At 70.5% G+C, this 16205-nt stretch carries 18 protein-coding genes; 6 read left to right on the top strand and 12 right to left on the bottom strand.

Annotated features, from left to right (window positions below; all coding sequences use genetic code 11):
• Positions 1-39: 39 nt before the first annotated feature.
• Together VF632_RS17310 and VF632_RS17305 are read right to left on the bottom strand one after the other, a co-directional pair.
• Positions 40-261 (bottom strand): hypothetical protein, encoded by a 222-nt coding sequence (locus VF632_RS17310; protein WP_331024183.1) that lies wholly within the window; start codon positions 259-261, stop codon positions 40-42.
• 5 nt (positions 262-266) lie between these two features.
• On the bottom strand, positions 267-968 hold the full coding sequence (locus tag VF632_RS17305) for an energy transducer TonB (protein WP_331024182.1): 702 nt from the start codon (positions 966-968) through the stop codon (positions 267-269).
• Positions 969-1126: 158 nt separating this feature from the next.
• Between VF632_RS17305 and VF632_RS17300 the strand changes: the two genes are divergently transcribed.
• Positions 1127-1600: a hypothetical protein gene (locus VF632_RS17300; protein WP_331024181.1), complete on the top strand. Its 474-nt coding sequence runs from the start codon at positions 1127-1129 to the stop codon at positions 1598-1600.
• A 281-nt stretch (positions 1601-1881) separates the two neighbouring features.
• The gene (locus tag VF632_RS17295) at positions 1882-2517 is read left to right on the top strand and encodes an NYN domain-containing protein (RefSeq protein WP_331024180.1); all 636 of its coding nucleotides are present in this window, start codon (positions 1882-1884) and stop codon (positions 2515-2517) included.
• A 99-nt stretch (positions 2518-2616) separates the two neighbouring features.
• On the opposite strand, the gene VF632_RS17290 is transcribed toward VF632_RS17295, so the two are convergent.
• From VF632_RS17290 to VF632_RS17270, 5 genes are all read right to left on the bottom strand, one after another.
• Complete coding sequence (locus VF632_RS17290) at positions 2617-3165, bottom strand: hypothetical protein (RefSeq protein ID WP_331024179.1); 549 nt, start codon at positions 3163-3165, stop codon at positions 2617-2619.
• A gap of 41 nt (positions 3166-3206) precedes the next feature.
• Positions 3207-3986: an HNH endonuclease gene (locus VF632_RS17285; RefSeq protein WP_331024178.1), complete on the bottom strand. Its 780-nt coding sequence runs from the start codon at positions 3984-3986 to the stop codon at positions 3207-3209.
• Positions 3987-4385: 399 nt separating this feature from the next.
• Entirely contained in the window at positions 4386-5162 is a 777-nt protein-coding gene (locus VF632_RS17280) for a Type 1 glutamine amidotransferase-like domain-containing protein (RefSeq protein ID WP_331024177.1), read from the bottom strand.
• Positions 5159-6385: a sodium/glutamate symporter gene (gene gltS / locus VF632_RS17275; protein WP_331024176.1), complete on the bottom strand. Its 1227-nt coding sequence runs from the start codon at positions 6383-6385 to the stop codon at positions 5159-5161. Before gltS ends, VF632_RS17280 begins: the two co-directional genes overlap by 4 nt.
• A gap of 3 nt (positions 6386-6388) precedes the next feature.
• Positions 6389-7093, bottom strand: coding sequence for a queuosine precursor transporter (locus VF632_RS17270; protein WP_331024175.1), 705 nt, complete (start codon positions 7091-7093; stop codon positions 6389-6391).
• A gap of 200 nt (positions 7094-7293) precedes the next feature.
• Between VF632_RS17270 and VF632_RS17265 the strand changes: the two genes are divergently transcribed.
• Complete coding sequence (locus tag VF632_RS17265; protein ID WP_331024174.1) at positions 7294-7947, top strand: DUF4349 domain-containing protein; 654 nt, start codon at positions 7294-7296, stop codon at positions 7945-7947.
• 363 nt (positions 7948-8310) lie between these two features.
• Here VF632_RS17265 and VF632_RS17260 read toward each other — a convergent pair whose 3' ends face one another.
• Positions 8311-9837: a PAS domain S-box protein gene (locus VF632_RS17260; RefSeq protein ID WP_331024173.1), complete on the bottom strand. Its 1527-nt coding sequence runs from the start codon at positions 9835-9837 to the stop codon at positions 8311-8313.
• 272 nt (positions 9838-10109) lie between these two features.
• On the opposite strand from VF632_RS17260, the gene bioD reads away from it, so the two are divergent.
• Positions 10110-10817: a dethiobiotin synthase gene (gene bioD, locus VF632_RS17255; RefSeq protein WP_331024172.1), complete on the top strand. Its 708-nt coding sequence runs from the start codon at positions 10110-10112 to the stop codon at positions 10815-10817.
• A gap of 79 nt (positions 10818-10896) precedes the next feature.
• On the opposite strand, the gene VF632_RS17250 is transcribed toward bioD, so the two are convergent.
• Genes VF632_RS17250 through VF632_RS17240 form a run of 3 tightly spaced genes read right to left on the bottom strand, consistent with a single transcriptional unit; the run spans position 10897 to position 12886 of the window.
• Positions 10897-11916: a M23 family metallopeptidase gene (locus VF632_RS17250; protein WP_331024171.1), complete on the bottom strand. Its 1020-nt coding sequence runs from the start codon at positions 11914-11916 to the stop codon at positions 10897-10899.
• 2 nt (positions 11917-11918) lie between these two features.
• Positions 11919-12254: a transcriptional regulator gene (locus VF632_RS17245; protein WP_331024170.1), complete on the bottom strand. Its 336-nt coding sequence runs from the start codon at positions 12252-12254 to the stop codon at positions 11919-11921.
• Complete coding sequence (locus VF632_RS17240) at positions 12251-12886, bottom strand: hypothetical protein (RefSeq protein ID WP_331024169.1); 636 nt, start codon at positions 12884-12886, stop codon at positions 12251-12253. Before VF632_RS17240 ends, VF632_RS17245 begins: the two co-directional genes overlap by 4 nt.
• Positions 12887-12930: 44 nt before the next feature.
• Between VF632_RS17240 and VF632_RS17235 the strand changes: the two genes are divergently transcribed.
• A complete protein-coding gene (locus tag VF632_RS17235; protein WP_331024168.1) occupies positions 12931-13620 on the top strand; it encodes an HD domain-containing protein in 690 nt (229 codons plus the stop codon).
• A 99-nt stretch (positions 13621-13719) separates the two neighbouring features.
• Here VF632_RS17235 and VF632_RS17230 read toward each other — a convergent pair whose 3' ends face one another.
• A complete protein-coding gene (locus VF632_RS17230) occupies positions 13720-15126 on the bottom strand; it encodes a PhoX family protein (RefSeq protein WP_331024167.1) in 1407 nt (468 codons plus the stop codon).
• A gap of 104 nt (positions 15127-15230) precedes the next feature.
• Between VF632_RS17230 and VF632_RS17225 the strand changes: the two genes are divergently transcribed.
• The gene (locus VF632_RS17225; protein ID WP_331024166.1) at positions 15231-16079 is read left to right on the top strand and encodes an SDR family oxidoreductase; all 849 of its coding nucleotides are present in this window, start codon (positions 15231-15233) and stop codon (positions 16077-16079) included.
• Positions 16080-16205 lie beyond the last annotated feature (126 nt).

The following is a 16205-nucleotide window of genomic DNA, read 5'->3' as shown; positions in this document are numbered from 1 at the left end:
ACGCGGGCGCATCAGTGTACCGGGTCGGTGTGCCCGGCGTCAATCGGGCGGGGTCGGGCGTCCGGGCACCCGCGCCGTGCCGCCCCTCACGGCCAGCAGGAGCGCCGCCGAATCGGCCGACATCACCTGGCCGGTGATCGTGGTGCCGTCCAAGGCGGGCGCCATCACGCGAACGCGGCTGCCGCTCGACACCGTCGCCTGTGCGCCGAGTGCGGCGGGGAGCAGGGCGACCAGAGCCGCAAGGATGATTCGCGGCAGCATGGGGATCAGCGGACGCGAAGGGTGAACGTGAACCGCGTGCGCGCATCGATGGGCACTCCGTCCAGCAACGCGGGAAGAAAGCGCAGCCCCTGCACCATGGCCGTGGCATGCTCGTCGACGTACGCGTCGCCTGTGGGCTGCGCCAGGCCGGCCCATGCCACCCGGCCCGTGCGGTCGACCACCAGGATGACGGCAACCTGGACGGGGCGCGTTTCGCCCGCCGTTCTCGCCATGGGATGCCCCTCCATCACCTTTCCGCGGGCCTCCATGAACTCGCCGGGATTGTCCAGCTCCGGCACGCAGTGGTGCTTGCCCGGCGCGATCACCGGGTAGGCGCCGTCCAGGCGGAGCAGCGCGTTGAAGGAGCGGCCCGGCGGGAGCGTCTGCAGGTACCGCCCGATCTCGCGTTCGGCCCGCTGCCGCGCCTGCGCGGGAGGGTCGGTACCCAGGAACTCCACCGTCTTGCGCCCCTGGCGATCCACTTCCACGTACAGCAGGCCCGTCGCGGGATGCCCGCCTTCCCGGAAGATGCGCGCGACGGACTCGCGAAGCTGGTTGCGGTCGCGGATCTGCGGGGCGGTCGGCGGCTTTACCGTGTCCGGCACCGCGGCGCACCGCTCGGGGGCGCCGGCGGCACCCTCTTGGGCATGCAGGCCGGGCGCTGCGGCGAGGGCGGCCAGCAGGGCGACGAGAGCGGGCTTGTTCATGGGGATGCATGAGAACGGGGGTGACGCCGAAAGGGAAATCTACGAACGGATGGAGTGGCGCGTAAGGGCGCAAACCAGGCGCGCGTCCTGGCGGGAACGTCGATTGCAAGCCCAGGCCGTTCGGAACACGCCAGGACACCGAAGCCAAAGGAGATACGATGCGCTACGATGGCGGATATGGGCGCGGGTACGGCCGTGACATGGGCGGCCGGCCGCCCATGCGGGGATACGACTACGGGCTGCGCGGGTTCTACGAGACGGCGCCCCAGCGGCCGCCGGTGCGCACGCGCGTGGCGTATGACGACGGCATGCGCGGCGGGGGCGGAGGCGGGGGGTACGACCGCCGCTACTACGGGCGCCCCGCGTTCAGCAACCGCGTGACGCAGCGGTACAACCGCGAGTACGTGCACCCCACGCCTGCGCGGTACGAGACCAACTACAACGCGTTCGGCGGCGACCACGAGGGGCGCATCGTCGACGTCACGGGCTACTGGCGGCCGTACAACACCATCGGCGGGTCGCGGACGATGCGCGGCGGCGGCATGCCCATCGGTTGGGAGCGCGAGGCGAACTACCGCTACGACGCCGAGTTCCGGGGCTACGGCCGCGACTTCTACGGCCCCATGCGCTGACGGGGCCGGTCAAAAGTGAGCGGAACGCCACGGGGCCGCGGGAGATCATCTTCCGCGGCCCCGCTCCACTCCCGGAATGTAGTCACGCGAACTCCTGTTTACGATGTACACTTACACGCCGAGAGCACTGATGGCTGCTTGAAGCCGAGGGCCTTGACGCGGCCCCAAGGCGTGCATATACTTACATCCAGTTCGTCACCGGCAGCCCTTCGGGACTGTGCGGTTTATGGCAGCGAAAGGCCGCGTCTTGCACGCGGCCTTTCGCACGTTTGGAGGGCAGCATGGAACCGGTCCATACCCCACCCGCCACAGCAAGCACAACTCGCAAGCCGCGCCTGCTCATCCTGGTCGACGGGACCAACTTCCAAGCGTCCATGCGCGAGGCTGGGCTGGAGTATTCCATCGATTTTCCCAGGTTAGCGCACCAACTCGCCAAGAGTGTCGATGGCGGTGCGATTCTCGTGAAGCTTCGGTTCTATGCGGCCGCGAGCGCCAATCGAGAGGTTCGGAAGCGTGAAGCCGTGCTTTTCGATGTTCTCCGACGGTCGTCGGCGACGGAACTGGTCGAAGGCTGGCACGAGCGGAAGCAGTGCAGTCAGTGTCGCGCGCCGTACCACCGCGAGAAGGAGACAGACGTCAATCTCGCGGTCGATCTCGTGGATGGGGCCCATCGTGACAAGTACGATGTCGCGCTGGTCATCAGTGCCGATTCCGACTTCGTGCCCGCCATCGAACGTGTTCGTACAGTCACGAAGATCCGCGACGGTGTCCCCGCCCAGAAACGGGTGGTGTGGGGGCACTTTCCCCATCAGGCGCACGTAAAGCGCATCGAGCGGGCAAGTGGCGAAACCTTCCTTCTGACCGACAAGCTTCTGCGCACGTGCAAGCGCCACAACCTGAATCGATCCGATAAGTAGCACCGCCTGGTCGAGTTGCCCAGTAACGGAACGGAGCGGGGGCCACGAGAGATCACCTCTCGCGGCCCTGTTCATTTCGAAGACGGCGGACGCATTAGCTCAGCCCGGAGCAGGGGGCGCAGGGGCGGCCGTGCTCTGTGAGACGAACCTGCCCAGCATCCCAAGGATCCGGGACAGCCGCTGGTTCGTCCCCATGTCGTTGAACCACTCCCAGATGCGGGCCTCTTCACCCCCGGCCTGAATGCGAAGTCCCGCTGCGCTCTCGTCAGGCACTGGGGTACGCGGCGGGGTACGCTGCTCCCACCCCTGCAGTTCCACGAGCAGGCCGATCAGTGCACGGACCGAGTCCGCCGGAACCCTTCCCGCCCGTTCGGTGAGCACGCCCTGCTGCATGTGTTCGGACGTCAGGGTGCCATCCGCCGACAGCCTGATCGTGGTGCCTCCGTGCATCCCGTGCATGTCGCTGTAGATCACCTGAAAATCCGGCGGCACGTCCCCGCCGCCAGCCGCGGCCCGCAAGGCCTGCTCGACGGCGCTCGGCTGCGGAACCGGCGCTGGCGGGGCTGGCGGCGGTGGCGGCGGGGCCGGAGGACGGCACGCCGAGAGCACGACGAGCAGAACGAGCGCTGCGAAACGCCGAACCTCCATCAGCGTCTCCGTCGATGGGTGAGCGAGCCGCCGGAGGAATGTCACGCCGCGCGCCCCCGCCCGCGGGCGCCGCTCCTTCCCCCGCGCGGGTCCACGCGCACACGGCGCTTCCGCCCCCGGCGCCGCTTCCATCCATCCAGCGACACGACCTCTTCGTCCTCGTCCCCCTCGTCGTCCGAGACGGGCCCCGCGCCGGGGCGGGCGCGGCGGGGTTCGGCCGTGCGGTGGGCGCGGTGGCGCTCGCGCTCCAGCTCGCGAAGCACCTGCTCGGCGGGCGCGTCCCACACCAGTGAGAGCGTGCCGATCAGCGTGGCCATTCCCCGGCCCAGCGTGGGCGCGTGCCGTCCCGCGTCCATGCCCATGGACACGGGGAGCAGGCAGCTGGGCGCGGCGACGGCGTGCCGGTCGCGCGCCCGCTCGATGCGCACCGCCGCCGCGGTGACGATGCGCCGGGCCGCGTAGCGCCGCCGGTGCAATCGCCGCCCCGCGCACAGCCGCCGAACCTGCGTGCGCCACGGCTCGCCTCCCGCCGAGCTTTCGGCCAGCAGCCACACGGCGGCGTACACCTCGGCAAAGACGCGCACGTCGATCTGCCGCGCGGTGTCGGGAGATAGCGTAGAAAGGTATTCCAGGAAAGCCAGGATGCGCCCGGGACGGGCAAGAAGGAAGAGAACGACTTCCTGGCAGCCTCGCCGGTGGTTGCAGTCGGCGCAGGCGGGAACGATGATGCGGGCGTCTTTTCTTCGGCCGCCGCGGGCCTGGGGGATCACGTGCTCTCGGGTGAGGGGCCGGTCCGGGGCCGCTGGGGCCCGGCAGTACACACACCTTCCGTTTCTGATGCGGTGCTCCAGCTCTCGCCGAAGGGAGCCGCCCGATCCGTTTCCTCGCACTTACGCTCCCGGTCACAGGAGTTTCGGCGGACGCTGCCGCCGGGTGCGGCCCGCCGCGCCGCCGAGCGAAACGGCGCGGGGGGAGGTCTTGGTGGTACTGGGTAAAGCCAGTTCGGTGCCAAGGATGGCGTGCCCGCGTAACAGCCGGGCGACCAGCCCGTCTCACTTCATACCGCGGCGCGGCTCTGGATGTTTCAGGGGTGCCCGGATGGAGAGGGCGGCGCCACGGGTGGGGGTCGTGCATGGGGGATGCACCCGCCGCCCACTATATGTAGTGCGGCGGTCCGCTCCGCACCAGAGTCTTGTGCGCGAGCGGCGGGGGGAGAGCGTTTACGGCGTGACTTCGTCCTCGTCCGTCTCCGCGTTCGCGGCGGACGGAGGCAGCACCATCGCGGTCGTCACCCGCCCGTCGGAGGCGCGCACCTCCACCAGGGGATGGCGAATCGGCTCGACGGCGCCGTCCGGATGGTACGCCATCCCGCCGCCCCACGGAATGCCGAATCCCACCGCCAGCCCGTCGTGGGCCAGCACCGCGGCGCGCAGCTCCGCCCAGTCGTCTGCTTCGGCGTGCGCGCCCACCAGGAACGGCACCAGCCCCCAGGTGGCGAACAGCTGCGCCGTGCTCCCCTCGGGCCACCCCGCCATCCCCAGCTGCACCGCGCCCGCCGACACGCCCACCAGCACGGCGCCCTCCTGGTGCCGCTGGGCCACGGCTTCGCGCACGCCGCTCCGCTCGAACGCCGTCCATCCACGCTGCACGTCGCCCCCCGCCAGCAGCACCAGCGCGGCGGAGCGCAGGAACGCCATGTCGTCGCCGGACGGCTCGGCGGGAATCATCCGGCACTCCGCCCCGGTGCCAGCCATGGCGGCCTGGAACAGCTGGAAGTACTCGGGCTGGTCGCCGTTGCTGGCGCCCAGGTACGCGGCGCGAAAGGCGCCGCCTCCCGCGAGCCGCGCAAGACGCTGCACGAAGCGGCCGTCGGCATCGTCCCAGAACAGCAGCTGGCTGTCGGCCAGCAGGAACAGCGGCCGGGTGGAGGGCTGGGATTCTGCCGGCTCGTCACCCACGAGGGGAATCTGCCCGAGGCGGATGGGTGAGCCGGTCACCGCAGCACGTTCACGAAGAAGGTGATCACCAGCGCGTTGGTGAAGTCGATGAAGAAGGCGCCCACCATCGGCACTACGAGGAAGGCGCGGGGCGCCGGGCCGAACTTTTCCACCAGGGCGCGCATGTTGGCCATGGCGTTGGCCGTGGTGCCCAGCATGAAGCCCACGAACCCGCCGCCCATCACCGCCGCCTCGTAGTCGCGCCCCATCAGGCGGAAGATGGGCCACACGATGGCGGCGATCAGCGCCACCTGGGCGGCCAGGATCACCAGCATCGGCAGGGCCAGGTTGGCGATTTCCCACAGCTTCAGCGTCATCAGCGCCATCACGATGAACAGCGCCAGCGCCACGTTCCCCACGTCGTCGATCACCCGCTGAGACACCTTGATGCGGCCGGTGACGTCGTCCAGGTTGCGGATCACCGCCGCCACCAGCATGGCGCCGATGTAGGCGGGAAGCTTGATGCCGACCGAGGTGAACCACGCGCTCAGGTATCCGCCCAGCCACATGGCGACGAGCACCAGCACCACCGACTGCAGCAGGACGAACGATTCCTCGTCCTCGCCGGCGGGGGTGGCCGCGGGCTGGTCGTCCAGCTGCTCCTCGACGATCTGCGTGGCCACGGGCGTGTCCATCTCCGTCACCTCGCCCTTGGCCCGGCGCAGCCCGTTCCGCTCGATCAGCCGGGTGGCGATGGGGGCGCCGATCACGCCGCCCGCCACGATGCCCACCATCGCCGAGGCGACCGCCACCGTGGCGGCGGCGGGAACACCGGCCTCCTCGAAGAGCGGGGCGAAGGCCAGCCCCGTGGCCGGGCCGCCGGTGAGCGTCACCGAGCCCGTCAGCACGCCGAAGAGCGGGTGAAGCCCCATGGCCATCGCCAGCCCGGCCCCCAGCAGGTTCTGCACGACCGCGAACGCCGTGGCCACGCCGAAGAAGATCAGCACCTGCGGGCCGCCCACCTTCAGCAGGCGCAGGCTGGCCGCGAAGCCGATGCTGGTGAAGAACGCCACCATCAGCGGGCTTTGCAGCGTGGTGTCGAACTCGAAGGGCGTCTGCCCGGCGGAGCGCGCCCACACCATCAGCACGGCCACGATCAGCCCGCCGATCACCGGCGCGGGGATGTTGTGGCGCGCCAGCGGGCGAACCAGCCTGCGGACGCCATAGCCCAGGAACAGGACGACGCCTGCGAAGGCCAGGGTCTGGATCAGGTCGAGCTTCATCGGTCAGCCAGCCTGGAGGGAGAAGGGGGTGAAGTCGGTATCGCGGTCGAACCAGTCCTCGTGCTCGGCCCGCTTGAGCGCGGCCACCACCCGGTAGGTCATGGGGAGCGCGATCACCTCCCACAGCACCTTGAGGACGTAGTTGGTGGCCATCACCACCAGCACGTCGCGGGTGGCCCATACGCCCAGGAACGCCACGGGATAGAAGATCAGCGTATCTACCCCGGCGCCCACGGCCGTGGAGCCGATGGCGCGGCTCCACAGGTGCCGGCCCGCGGTGGCGAGCTTCATCTTGGCGAGGGCGAACGAGTTGGTGAACTCGCCGGCCCAGAACGCGGCCAGCGAGGCAAGGACGATGCGCGGCGTGAGCGAGAACACCGACTCCAATGCCTCCTGCCCCGCATAGCCGGGCGCCGGTGGCAGGCGAAGCACGACCACGCTCATCAGGCTGGCGAACGCCAGCGCCGCGAATCCCGTCCACACCACGCGGCGAGCGCGGGCGTAGCCGTACACTTCCGTCAGGATGTCGCCGAACAGGTACGAGAGCGGAAAGAAGAGGATTCCCGCGCCGAAGGTGAATCCCCACAGGGTGCAGATCTTGGCCGGGCCGATCAGGTTGGCCGTCAGCAGCACGGCCACGAAGGCGCCGGTGATGAAGTCGTAGTACTTGTACTGGCGGTTCGCGGGGACGGACGCGGTGGGCTGCATGGAGATGGGATCGCGGGGAGGAAGGCCGGGGGGGCGCCGGGCATCAGTGTAAGCGCGCCCCCACCGGATGTCGAGAGCGGCCGGCCGGGGAGGATCGTGCGTTTGCCGCCGCGTCATGGCGGATCTTGCGTCCCATCCGCCCGCCATTGCACGTTCTCCGTCCATCCACCTTGCACCTCCACGCCACGCCGCCCCGTCCGATGATTCGCATCCGCCCGATCGTTTGCCTGGCCCTGCTGGCCGCCGCATCCGCGTGCAGCTCCGCACGCTCGATGTCCGCCGCCTTGCCGGCCCCGCCGCCGCCGGGGGTTCCCGGCCAGCGCGCGGTGATCCAGCAGGCGGGCCTGTCGATGGTGACGGACAGCCTCGCCCGTCTCCACCGCGCCGCCGACAGCCTGACGGTGGCGCTGGGCGGGTACGTGGGAGAGGCGGAACTGCGCGAAAGCGACCTGCACATGTCGCTGCGGGTGCCCGCGCCGGCGCTGAACGGCGTGCTGGATCAGCTGTCGGGGATGGGGACGGTGAAGCGCCGGACGGTGCGGCGGCAGGACGTGACGGCGCAGGTGGTGGACGTGGAGGCGCGGCTGGGGACGCTGCGCACGGTGCGCGACCGGCTGCGCGCCTACCTGGGGAACGCCGCGGCGACGGCGGACCTGGTGGCCATCGAGCGCGAGCTTGCGCGGGTGCAGGGCGAGATCGACGTGCTGGAGGCGCAGCAGCGGATGCTTTCCACGCGGGTGGACCTGGCCGAGGTGAGCCTGGACGCGCGCCGGCCTCGCATCCTGGGGCCGCTGGGGTGGCTGGTTTCCGGCGTGGCGACGCTGATCGAGAAGCTGTTCGTAATCCGGGACTGAAGGGCGACCCCTCCCCCGGCAAACTGCGCCGGGAGAGGGGGGAACTTCGTGCCGGATGGGGCTGGGTGCCTCGCATGCCACGGCGGGCCCCTCTCCCGGCCTCTCCCCCGCAAACAGCGCGGGAGAGAGGTGCACTTCGGTGGCGGTTCGACAGGACTAGGAGCGTGTCCCTGGGAGCCCCCTCCCCCCGGGCCCCCGTCCCCCGCTGCGCAGGGGAGGGGGAGACCTGAACTGCGCTTCAGCTGGCCTTTGCGCACCCAACTGCGCGTGCAGTCCGCGAAGGCGGAATTTGTGCCTTTGTTGCCGCGACGCCGCGACTTCAGTCGCCCCAGCAGGGCGGAGGCCCGTGCTTCTGTGCCCCCCTCACCCGTGGGCGATGGGGAGGCGCAGGGTGAAGCTGCTCCCCTGGCCGGGGGTGCTGGACACCTGCAGGTCTCCCCCCAGCAGCGTCGCCAGCCGCCGCGCGATGCTCAGCCCCAGCCCGCTGCCGCCCGCTTTGCGGGTCATGGGGTTGGCCGCCTGCCAGAAGGGCTCCCAGATCATCTCCATCTGGTCGGTGTCCAGCCCGATCCCCGTGTCCGACACCTCCACCGCCACCCACGACGTATCGCGGCTGAGCGTCACGTCCACCCGCCCAGCCTCCGTGAACTTCACCGCGTTGGAAAGCAGCGCGCGCAGCAGCTCGCGCGCGCGGCGCTTGTCGGTTTCGGCGATGCAGCCGTCGGCCTCGTGAATCTCGATCGTCAGCCCCTTCTGCGTGGCGGTGGGCAGGATTTCGCGCACTGCCTCGGCCGCTACCTCGGCCAGTTTTACCTGGCCCAGCTTCACGCCTTCGCCTCCCGCGTCCAGCCGCGCATAGCCCAGCACGTCCTCGATCATCCGCAGCAGCTGGTGGCCGTTGCTGCGGATTCGCTCCAGGTGGCGCCGCTGCATGTCGCTGAGCGCGGCGGCCTCCTCGCGCAGGAGCTCCGTGTACCCCGTGATGGCGTGCAGCGGCGTCTTCAGCTCGTGCGTCACCACGGCCAGGAAGTGCGTCTTGGCCTGGTTGGCCGCCTCGGCCTCGGCGCGGGCGATGCGCTCGCGCAGCAGAAGCGACTCGCGCTCCGCCTCGGCGCGCAGGCGCTCGGTGACGTCCTCGGCAATGCAGTACACGCCGATGTTCTGCCCCTGCACGATGATGGGCACCAGCGTCACCCGCAGGTCCACCCGCTTGCCCACCCGGTGCACCAGCGCCGTCTGCGCGTGGCAGGGCTCGCCCTGCGCCGCCGATTCGAAGAGCGCGCGCATCCGGTCGCGGTCGTCCGGCGCCATCAGCGACCAGAACGAGCGCATCCGCAGGTCTTCGATCTCGTAGCCGGTCAGCGCCTCGGCCGCGGGGTTGGCGGTGCGCAGGGTGCCGTCCAGGTCGAACGAGCAGATGGCGTCGGGGTTGTTGTCGAAGAGCGAGCGGTAGCGCTGGCGGCTTTCCTCGTACCGGATCGCCACTTCCTTGCGCTCGGTGAGGTCGCGGGTGATCTGCCCGAACCCGATCAGCCGCGCCGACTGGTCGTGGATGGCCGTGATCACCACGCTCACCCACAGGCGCGAGCCGTCCTGCCGCATCCGCCAGGCGACCGTTTCGCAGCGCCCATCCGCCGCCGCCTGGTGCAGGTCGCGCTCGGGCGTGCCCGACTCGGCGTCTTCGGCGGGAAAGAAGATGGAGAAGGGGCTGCCCAGCACCTCGGCCTCGCGGTACCCGAACATCCGCTCCGCGCCCTCCGTCCACGTCACCACGCGGCCCTCCGGGCTCAGCATGATGATGGCGTAGTCGGTGACGTTCTCCACCAGCAGACGGTACAGCTCGTCACGCCCGGGGAGTGCGGGTACGGAAAGCGGCGGTCGGGTGCGCATTCGGTGCGGCATCGTAACGATTCAGGAGGTGCCCATGAACCAGACCGGCGCGCGGGATGATGCAAGGTGCTGGCCGGGGCCGGGAAGCACGTGCCACGGGACCGTGCGGAGCGTGGCGTGTACCATGCGGACCTCTGCCGGGGCCTTTCGCGCGGGCGGCGGCGGACCCACCTTGTGGAGGCTCCATGGGGAGCCATCGTCGTACAGATTCGGGTCGGCGGGCGCTCGGCACAAGCCCTTTCCGCACCCGCGCGCACCCGGAGTGAAGACCGATGATCCGGCTGGGGATAACGGGAACCGAAACCAGCGTCGGGAAGACGTACGTGGGCACGGTCCTGCTGGGGCTGATGCGGCGGCGGGGGATGCGCGTGGCCGGCATGAAGCCCATCGAAACGGGGGTCAAGGCCGACGACCCGGCGAGCGATGCCCTGCGCCTTCGCGACGCGGCGGGCGCGGAAGACTCCATCGACCTGGTGCGCCCGCTGCTGCTGACCGAGCCGCTGGCCCCGTGGGTGACGCTCTCTCGATCGGGCGGCGTGCTGGACCTGAACGCGCTCGACGTGGCGTACCGCTCCCTGTGCGAGGGGCGCGACGGCATCGTGGTGGAGGGCGCAGGGGGGCTGCTGGTGCCGCTGACCCGCGACCTGGCGTGGGACGGGCTGTTCGTGGGGTGGGACCTGGACCTGGTGATCGTGGCCGGCAACCGCCTGGGGGCGCTGAACCACACCATGCTCACCGTGCGCGCCGCCCACGACGCCGGCCTGCGGGTGCGCGGCGTGGTGCTGAACAACGTGAGCCCCGACCGCCCCGGGATCGCCGAGCGCACCAACCTGGAGGCACTGGCCGAGCTGCTGGAGCCCATTCCCGTGCTCCCCTTCCCGTGGATCCGCAAGGACCGGCCGCTGGACTACGCGCTGGACATCGCCGACGAGAACGGCTTCGCGACGCTGGTCGCCGACCGCTCCCGCCCCGCCGTCTAGCGCTGGCGCCTTCGGGCGCTCACCACCCCGGCTTCGATCACGATCAGCACGACGACGGGCGCCGCGGCGGACGAGTCCATTAGGGATCCCTGGTCCGACGGACGGCGGGCGCAGGGCGGATGGCTTGGCCGCGCACTGGCTCGCCCCGGGCGACCGGCTGGCCGTCCGCCAGATACTGGGTGAACTGCGCGGGAAGCCCGGCCGACGGGCCCATCTCCGGCCCGTCCTGCAGCTGGTAGTGAAGGTGCGGCTCGGACGAGTTTCCGCTGTTGCCGCACTCGCCCAGCCGCTGGCCGCTGACGACGCGATCACCCGGGCGCACCGCCACCGAGCCGCTGCGCAGGTGCGCCAGCACGGAATACTCGCCCGTCCCGTGGTCCACGATCACGTGGTTGCCGGCCACCTTGGGCGCGTTCATCTGCCCGGGAACGTTGTCCGCGACGCCGTCCACGGCCAGGACCACCCGCCCGTCCGCCGGCGCGAGGATCGGCTGCCCGAAGCAGTGGTAGTCCTCGTTCCGGCTGCCGTCGCCGGTGCGGGTGGCGCCGTCGCGCATCACCAGCAGGTCGTAGGCAAAGCGCTGGTTGGGGTGCACGGCGTGGTAGTTCTCCTGCACCGTGCGCCCGCCCCACACCACGAAGAACTCCCCGTCGAAGGGCAGCCGCAGGTTGGCCCGCGTGCGATGCTCCAGGTGTTGGCTCGGCGCCGGGGGCTGCGGCGCCCCCTGGCCCGGGGCGATGCGAAAGCCCGCCACGCGCCCCTCGGGGGTGACGGTCCATTCCACCAGGACCAGGCCGGGAGAGCGCGTGAAGCGGGCGCGCCGCCGGTAGACGCTGAAGGCCGCCAGGGGGGCGACCGACTCGGCCTCGACGGCGGTCTCGGTGCCCAGGCCGGCCTCCACGCGCGCCCGGAAGGCGGCGAGCGCATCGGGGCTGCCGAGGGCGTTTTTCATCGCGGGCTCCATCCGCTCCCAGATCTGCGCGGTACGGCCTCCGTAGAACGATTCCGTCAGCTCGCGCCCTGGCGCCAGCTCGGGCTGCGCGGCGGCCGTGCCCAGGGGAACGGCGGCGAGAACGGTTGCGAGTACGATGCGTAGCATGTTCAAGGCTCCTCGGTGGATTGCGTGGGGATGCCGGCGACGACCTCCGCCAGGTGCCGGCGGTAGCGGTCCAGCGCCGTCCGTCCCGCCGGGGTGATGCGGAGCGTGGTCAGCGGCCGCTTTCCGCGAAACGACTTGAGAACCTCGATCAGGCCGCCCGCCTCGAGCTTGCTCATGTGGCTGGAAAGGTTGCCCTTGCTGAGGCCGCTCAGCTTTTCGATGAAGCGGAACTCCACTTCCTCGGCCCCGGCGAGCATGGCCAGGATCAGCAGGCGGGCCGGCTCGTGGACCAGCCGGTCCAGCTGCATCACCGAGCCGAGTTCCTCGCCCGGGTTCATGCGCCAGCCCCGCCGGTGAGCCGTCCGATACGCTCCGTCACGCGGCGGAACCGCAGGTGGTCGCGCACGCCGGCCACGATCAGCCCCACGGCGGCGAAGGGGAAGACGATGGCCACGCCCAGCAGCGGATACGCGGTCCCGTTGAACGCCAGCGCCGCCTGGCACATCAGGAAGATGCCCGTCACGAACTCCAGCGGGGCCCGCAGCCACAGCCACGCCACGACAGGCATGGCCGCGACGACGGCCAGGTACCCGGCCGCGTCCATCACCCGATCGCCCCTGGCCAGCACGCCGGCGGTGATCGTGATGCTGATGAGCGCCGTCACCACGGTGGTGACCGCGCGGCCGCGCCGCTCGCGGCGCGTCTCCTGCTCCGCCGCGGCGCCCAGGTGCTGGTAGTAGTGCCGGCGCATCAGCTCCTTGCACACGATCCAGACGAACGGGATGGCGATCAGGGCCGCGCGCACCGGCCCGCTGGTGCCGAGCAGGCCGCCGGCCGCGTAGGAGGCGAGACACAGCAGGCCGCCCAGCACGGACCCGAGCCCGCCCGCGCTGCGCGAGAAGCGCGCGTACTCACGGGTGACCGCTTCCAGCTCCGCCAGCCGGTCGGGCAACAACACGGTTTCGTTCATCGAAGTGCCTCCTGAGCTGCATACCTGTTTGCATTGCAAACCTAATGAGCATGGTCGAGCCGCACAAGAGGCAGATGACGATGGAGCCGGGAGAGATCCTCCGACGGACGGAAGCGTTCGTCCGGGAGCGGATGTCGGGCGAGGGAACGGGGCACGACTGGTGGCACGTGCACCGGGTGCGGCGCGTGGCGCTGCGGCTGGCGGGCGAGGAAGGGGCCGATGCCTACGTCGTGGAACTGGCGGCGCTGCTGCACGACGTGGCCGACCACAAGTTCCACGGCGGCGACGCCGGCGCGGGGCCGCGGGCCGCGCGGGAGTGGCTGTCGGGGCTCGGCGTGGACGCGGAGGTGACGGAGCACGTGGCTACCATCATCGCCGAGCTGTCGTTCAAGGGCGCCGGGGTGGCCACGCCCATGAGCTCACCCGAGGGCCGGGTGGTGCAGGACGCGGATCGGCTGGACGCCATCGGCGCCGTGGGCGTGGGGCGCGCCTTTGCGTACGGCGGAAGTCGCGGCCGTCCGATGCACGAGCCCGAGGCGGCGCCGGAGATGCACGACAGCTTCGAGCGCTACAAGTCCAGCACGGGCCCGACCATCAACCACTTCCACGAAAAGCTGCTGCTGCTCCGCGACCGGATGAACACGCCCTCCGCGCGCCGCATGGCCGAGGGGCGGCACCGGTTCATGGAGCAGTTCCTGGAGCGGTTCCACGCGGAGTGGGACGGGCTGGACTGAACAGCAACTGCATGGATCACGCAGAGGCACAGAGTCGCAGAGAGAACTGCTCCGAGGTTTTCTCTCCGCGGCTCTGCGTCTCTGCGTGAGGCCCTTCCGTTAGAGAGCCCCGTTCTCCCACGGCCCCCAGATGGCGTACGTGCCGCCCTGCATGTTCGCCGAGACGGCGGCGTTGGTTCCGCCCTGGATGTTGAAGAACAGCGTGCGTCCGTTCGGGCTGAAGCACGCGCCCGCAGTTTCGGCCGAGGGGCCGTCGGTGTGCACCACGTCGAAGATCTCGCCGCCGGGGGTCAGGCCGCGCAGGAACTGTACACCCTGTCCGTCCTCGCAGATCACCAGCCCCCCGCGCGGGCTGACGCACAGGTTGTCGGGGCTGTCCAGCACGTCGCGGGACGGCGACTCGAACACCAGCGTCAGCTCTCCCGCGTCCGCTCGGCCCGGCCGGTAGCGCCACACTTGGCCGGCGCCCACGTCGCCCCCGCTGGTGGAGTTGAAGTAGATGCTTCCGTCGGCCGCGAAGCACCCCTCCAGCCGCTGGAACGCCGCACCGCCCCGCGCCCATCCCTGCTGGAACACGGCGGACGAGTTCGCCTCGGCCGCCGCCGGGTCCGGGTCGGAGATGTCTACCCAGCCCGTGCGGTACGTCACGCCTGGCTGCTGGCCCCGGAAGGTGATGTAGTTCGGGCGGTCGACGATGGAAAGCATCTGCAGGCGCCCCGTCCGCAGGTCGCCCCGTGTTGCCGGAACGAAGCGATAGAAGCCCGCGGCGCGCCCCGCCGGCACGGTGGCGTCGTAGCTGATGTCCTCCGTCAGGTAGACGATGGAGGTCGCAGGATCCACCGCCACCGCCTCGTGGACGAAGCGGCCCATGGCCTTCAGCGGCACCGGCTGCACCTCGCCATCGGCGCTGGCGGTCACCTCGAAGCAGTAGCCGTGCGGCTGCTCGAACCCGCGCGCCAGGCCCACGGTCGTTTCCTCGCAGGTGATCCACGTGCCCCAGGGCGTACGGCCGCCGGCGCAGTTGGTGTGCGTCCCGCTGAGGCTGATGAACTCCTGCTCCAGCGCCACCTCCCCGTCCCGCGCCTGCCGAAGCTGCAGGGTGCTGGTGCCGCCTCCCGCCTTGCGGTCGTAGGCGCGCTCGCCCGGGCCCAGCAGCCTGGCCACCGTCACGTTGTCCGACACCTCGTGGTTGCGCACCAGGCGCACGCTGCCGTTGCGCCCGGGGAACGCGGACATCCCGTCCACGCCGTACTTGACGGTCAGGTTGGGATTCACGAGCGACGGCGCCTTGGTGGTGCTGATCTTCCGCGCACGGAACCCCTGCGGAATCCACAGCTCCGGGACCTCCGCGCTGCGGACCAGCGGCCCGTAGCCGGGCGTGCGCGTAAGGCCGTTGATGGCGTGCGAGCAGGCGGAAAGCCCCACCAGGCCGGGGGCCATGAAGGCGCCGCCACCCAGCACGGCGGCGCGGCGGAAGAATTCGCGGCGGTCGAGTTTCTGCGTCATTCGCTGCTTCACCTCTGGTCTGCTGAATGCTCTCTGAAAACTCGCGTCGGCGCGTGCATCCTGCAACCGCGACATGGCCGAATCCTGTAACGGACGGGGAACGAATGGCGGGGGAGATGGAGGGGCGCGTGTGCGTGGTCACCGGCGCCACGGCGGGGATCGGCCAGGCGACGGCGGCGGCACTGGCGGGGATGGGCGCCACGGTGGTCCTCGTCGCGCGCAGCGCGGACAAGGCGCGGAGGACGCGCGAGGAGATCGTCCGCTCCGCCGGCCACGCGCGGGTGGAAACGGTGATCGCGGACCTGGCGATCCAGGCCCAGGTGCGCGCCGCCGCGGAGGAGATCCGCGCCCGCCATCCGGCCATCCACGTGCTGGTGAACAACGCCGCCATCTACACGAAGAAGCGCCAGGAGACGCCTGACGAGGTGGAGATGCAGCTGGCCGTCAACCATCTTGCCCCGTTCCTGCTGACCCACCTGCTGCTGGATGCGCTTCGCGCCGGCGCCCCGGCCCGCGTGGTGACGGTGAGTTCCGAAGCGCACCACCACGCGTCGTTTTCGTGGGACGACATCCAGATGCGCCGGAAGTACGGGGCCCTGCGCGCCTATTCCAACGCCAAGCTCTTCAACATCCTGTTCACCCGCGAGCTGGCCCGCCGCGTCCCCGCGGCGGAGGTGACGGCGAACGCCCTGCACCCGGGCGTCGTGGGCACGGCGCTGCTGTTCGGCGGATGGGCGCCGCTACGCCTGCTGAAGCCCTTCATCCGCACGGCCGAGGAGGGCGCGCGCACGGCCATCTACCTCGCCTCCTCCCCGGACGTGGCGGTCATCACCGGCGAGTACTTCAAGGACGAGAAGCCGAAGCACCCGTCCCGCGCCGCCCAGGACGACGAATCCGCGCGCCGCCTCTGGCAACTCAGCGCGGAATTGACGGGTCTCGCCCCGCGCACCTGACCCGAAGCTCGGACACGAACCAGAGGGCGCCCCACCCCTGGTCCCTCCCGGCACGGTACTGCTGTGCGGAGAGGAGAGAAATCGATCGGGTGGAGGCTGGATTCGGTGCATCGGCGGGCGCCCCCC

The organism is Longimicrobium sp. (assembly GCF_036388275.1).
Lineage (GTDB): Bacteria > Gemmatimonadota > Gemmatimonadetes > Longimicrobiales > Longimicrobiaceae > Longimicrobium.
Note: the sequence above shows the minus strand (reverse complement) of the source record. Positions and strands in the feature narration are given on the sequence as shown.

What these genes read in the sequence shown, in the direction of transcription:
- VF632_RS17310 (WP_331024183.1), bottom strand. Translation starts at nt 261, where the DNA reads ATGCTGCCGCGAATCATCCTTGCGGCTCTGGTCGCCCTGCTCCCCGCC.
- VF632_RS17305 (WP_331024182.1), bottom strand. Translation starts at nt 968, where the DNA reads ATGAACAAGCCCGCTCTCGTCGCCCTGCTGGCCGCCCTCGCCGCAGCG.
- VF632_RS17300 (WP_331024181.1), top strand. Translation starts at nt 1,127, where the DNA reads ATGCGCTACGATGGCGGATATGGGCGCGGGTACGGCCGTGACATGGGC.
- VF632_RS17295 (WP_331024180.1), top strand. Translation starts at nt 1,882, where the DNA reads ATGGAACCGGTCCATACCCCACCCGCCACAGCAAGCACAACTCGCAAG.
- VF632_RS17290 (WP_331024179.1), bottom strand. Translation starts at nt 3,165, where the DNA reads ATGGAGGTTCGGCGTTTCGCAGCGCTCGTTCTGCTCGTCGTGCTCTCG.
- gltS (WP_331024176.1), bottom strand. Translation starts at nt 6,385, where the DNA reads ATGAAGCTCGACCTGATCCAGACCCTGGCCTTCGCAGGCGTCGTCCTG.
- VF632_RS17270 (WP_331024175.1), bottom strand. Translation starts at nt 7,093, where the DNA reads ATGCAGCCCACCGCGTCCGTCCCCGCGAACCGCCAGTACAAGTACTAC.
- VF632_RS17265 (WP_331024174.1), top strand. Translation starts at nt 7,294, where the DNA reads ATGATTCGCATCCGCCCGATCGTTTGCCTGGCCCTGCTGGCCGCCGCA.
- VF632_RS17260 (WP_331024173.1), bottom strand. Translation starts at nt 9,837, where the DNA reads ATGCGCACCCGACCGCCGCTTTCCGTACCCGCACTCCCCGGGCGTGAC.
- bioD (WP_331024172.1), top strand. Translation starts at nt 10,110, where the DNA reads ATGATCCGGCTGGGGATAACGGGAACCGAAACCAGCGTCGGGAAGACG.
- VF632_RS17250 (WP_331024171.1), bottom strand. Translation starts at nt 11,916, where the DNA reads ATGCTACGCATCGTACTCGCAACCGTTCTCGCCGCCGTTCCCCTGGGC.
- VF632_RS17245 (WP_331024170.1), bottom strand. Translation starts at nt 12,254, where the DNA reads ATGAACCCGGGCGAGGAACTCGGCTCGGTGATGCAGCTGGACCGGCTG.
- VF632_RS17240 (WP_331024169.1), bottom strand. Translation starts at nt 12,886, where the DNA reads ATGAACGAAACCGTGTTGTTGCCCGACCGGCTGGCGGAGCTGGAAGCG.
- VF632_RS17235 (WP_331024168.1), top strand. Translation starts at nt 12,931, where the DNA reads ATGAGCATGGTCGAGCCGCACAAGAGGCAGATGACGATGGAGCCGGGA.
- VF632_RS17230 (WP_331024167.1), bottom strand. Translation starts at nt 15,126, where the DNA reads ATGACGCAGAAACTCGACCGCCGCGAATTCTTCCGCCGCGCCGCCGTG.
- VF632_RS17225 (WP_331024166.1), top strand. Translation starts at nt 15,231, where the DNA reads ATGGCGGGGGAGATGGAGGGGCGCGTGTGCGTGGTCACCGGCGCCACG.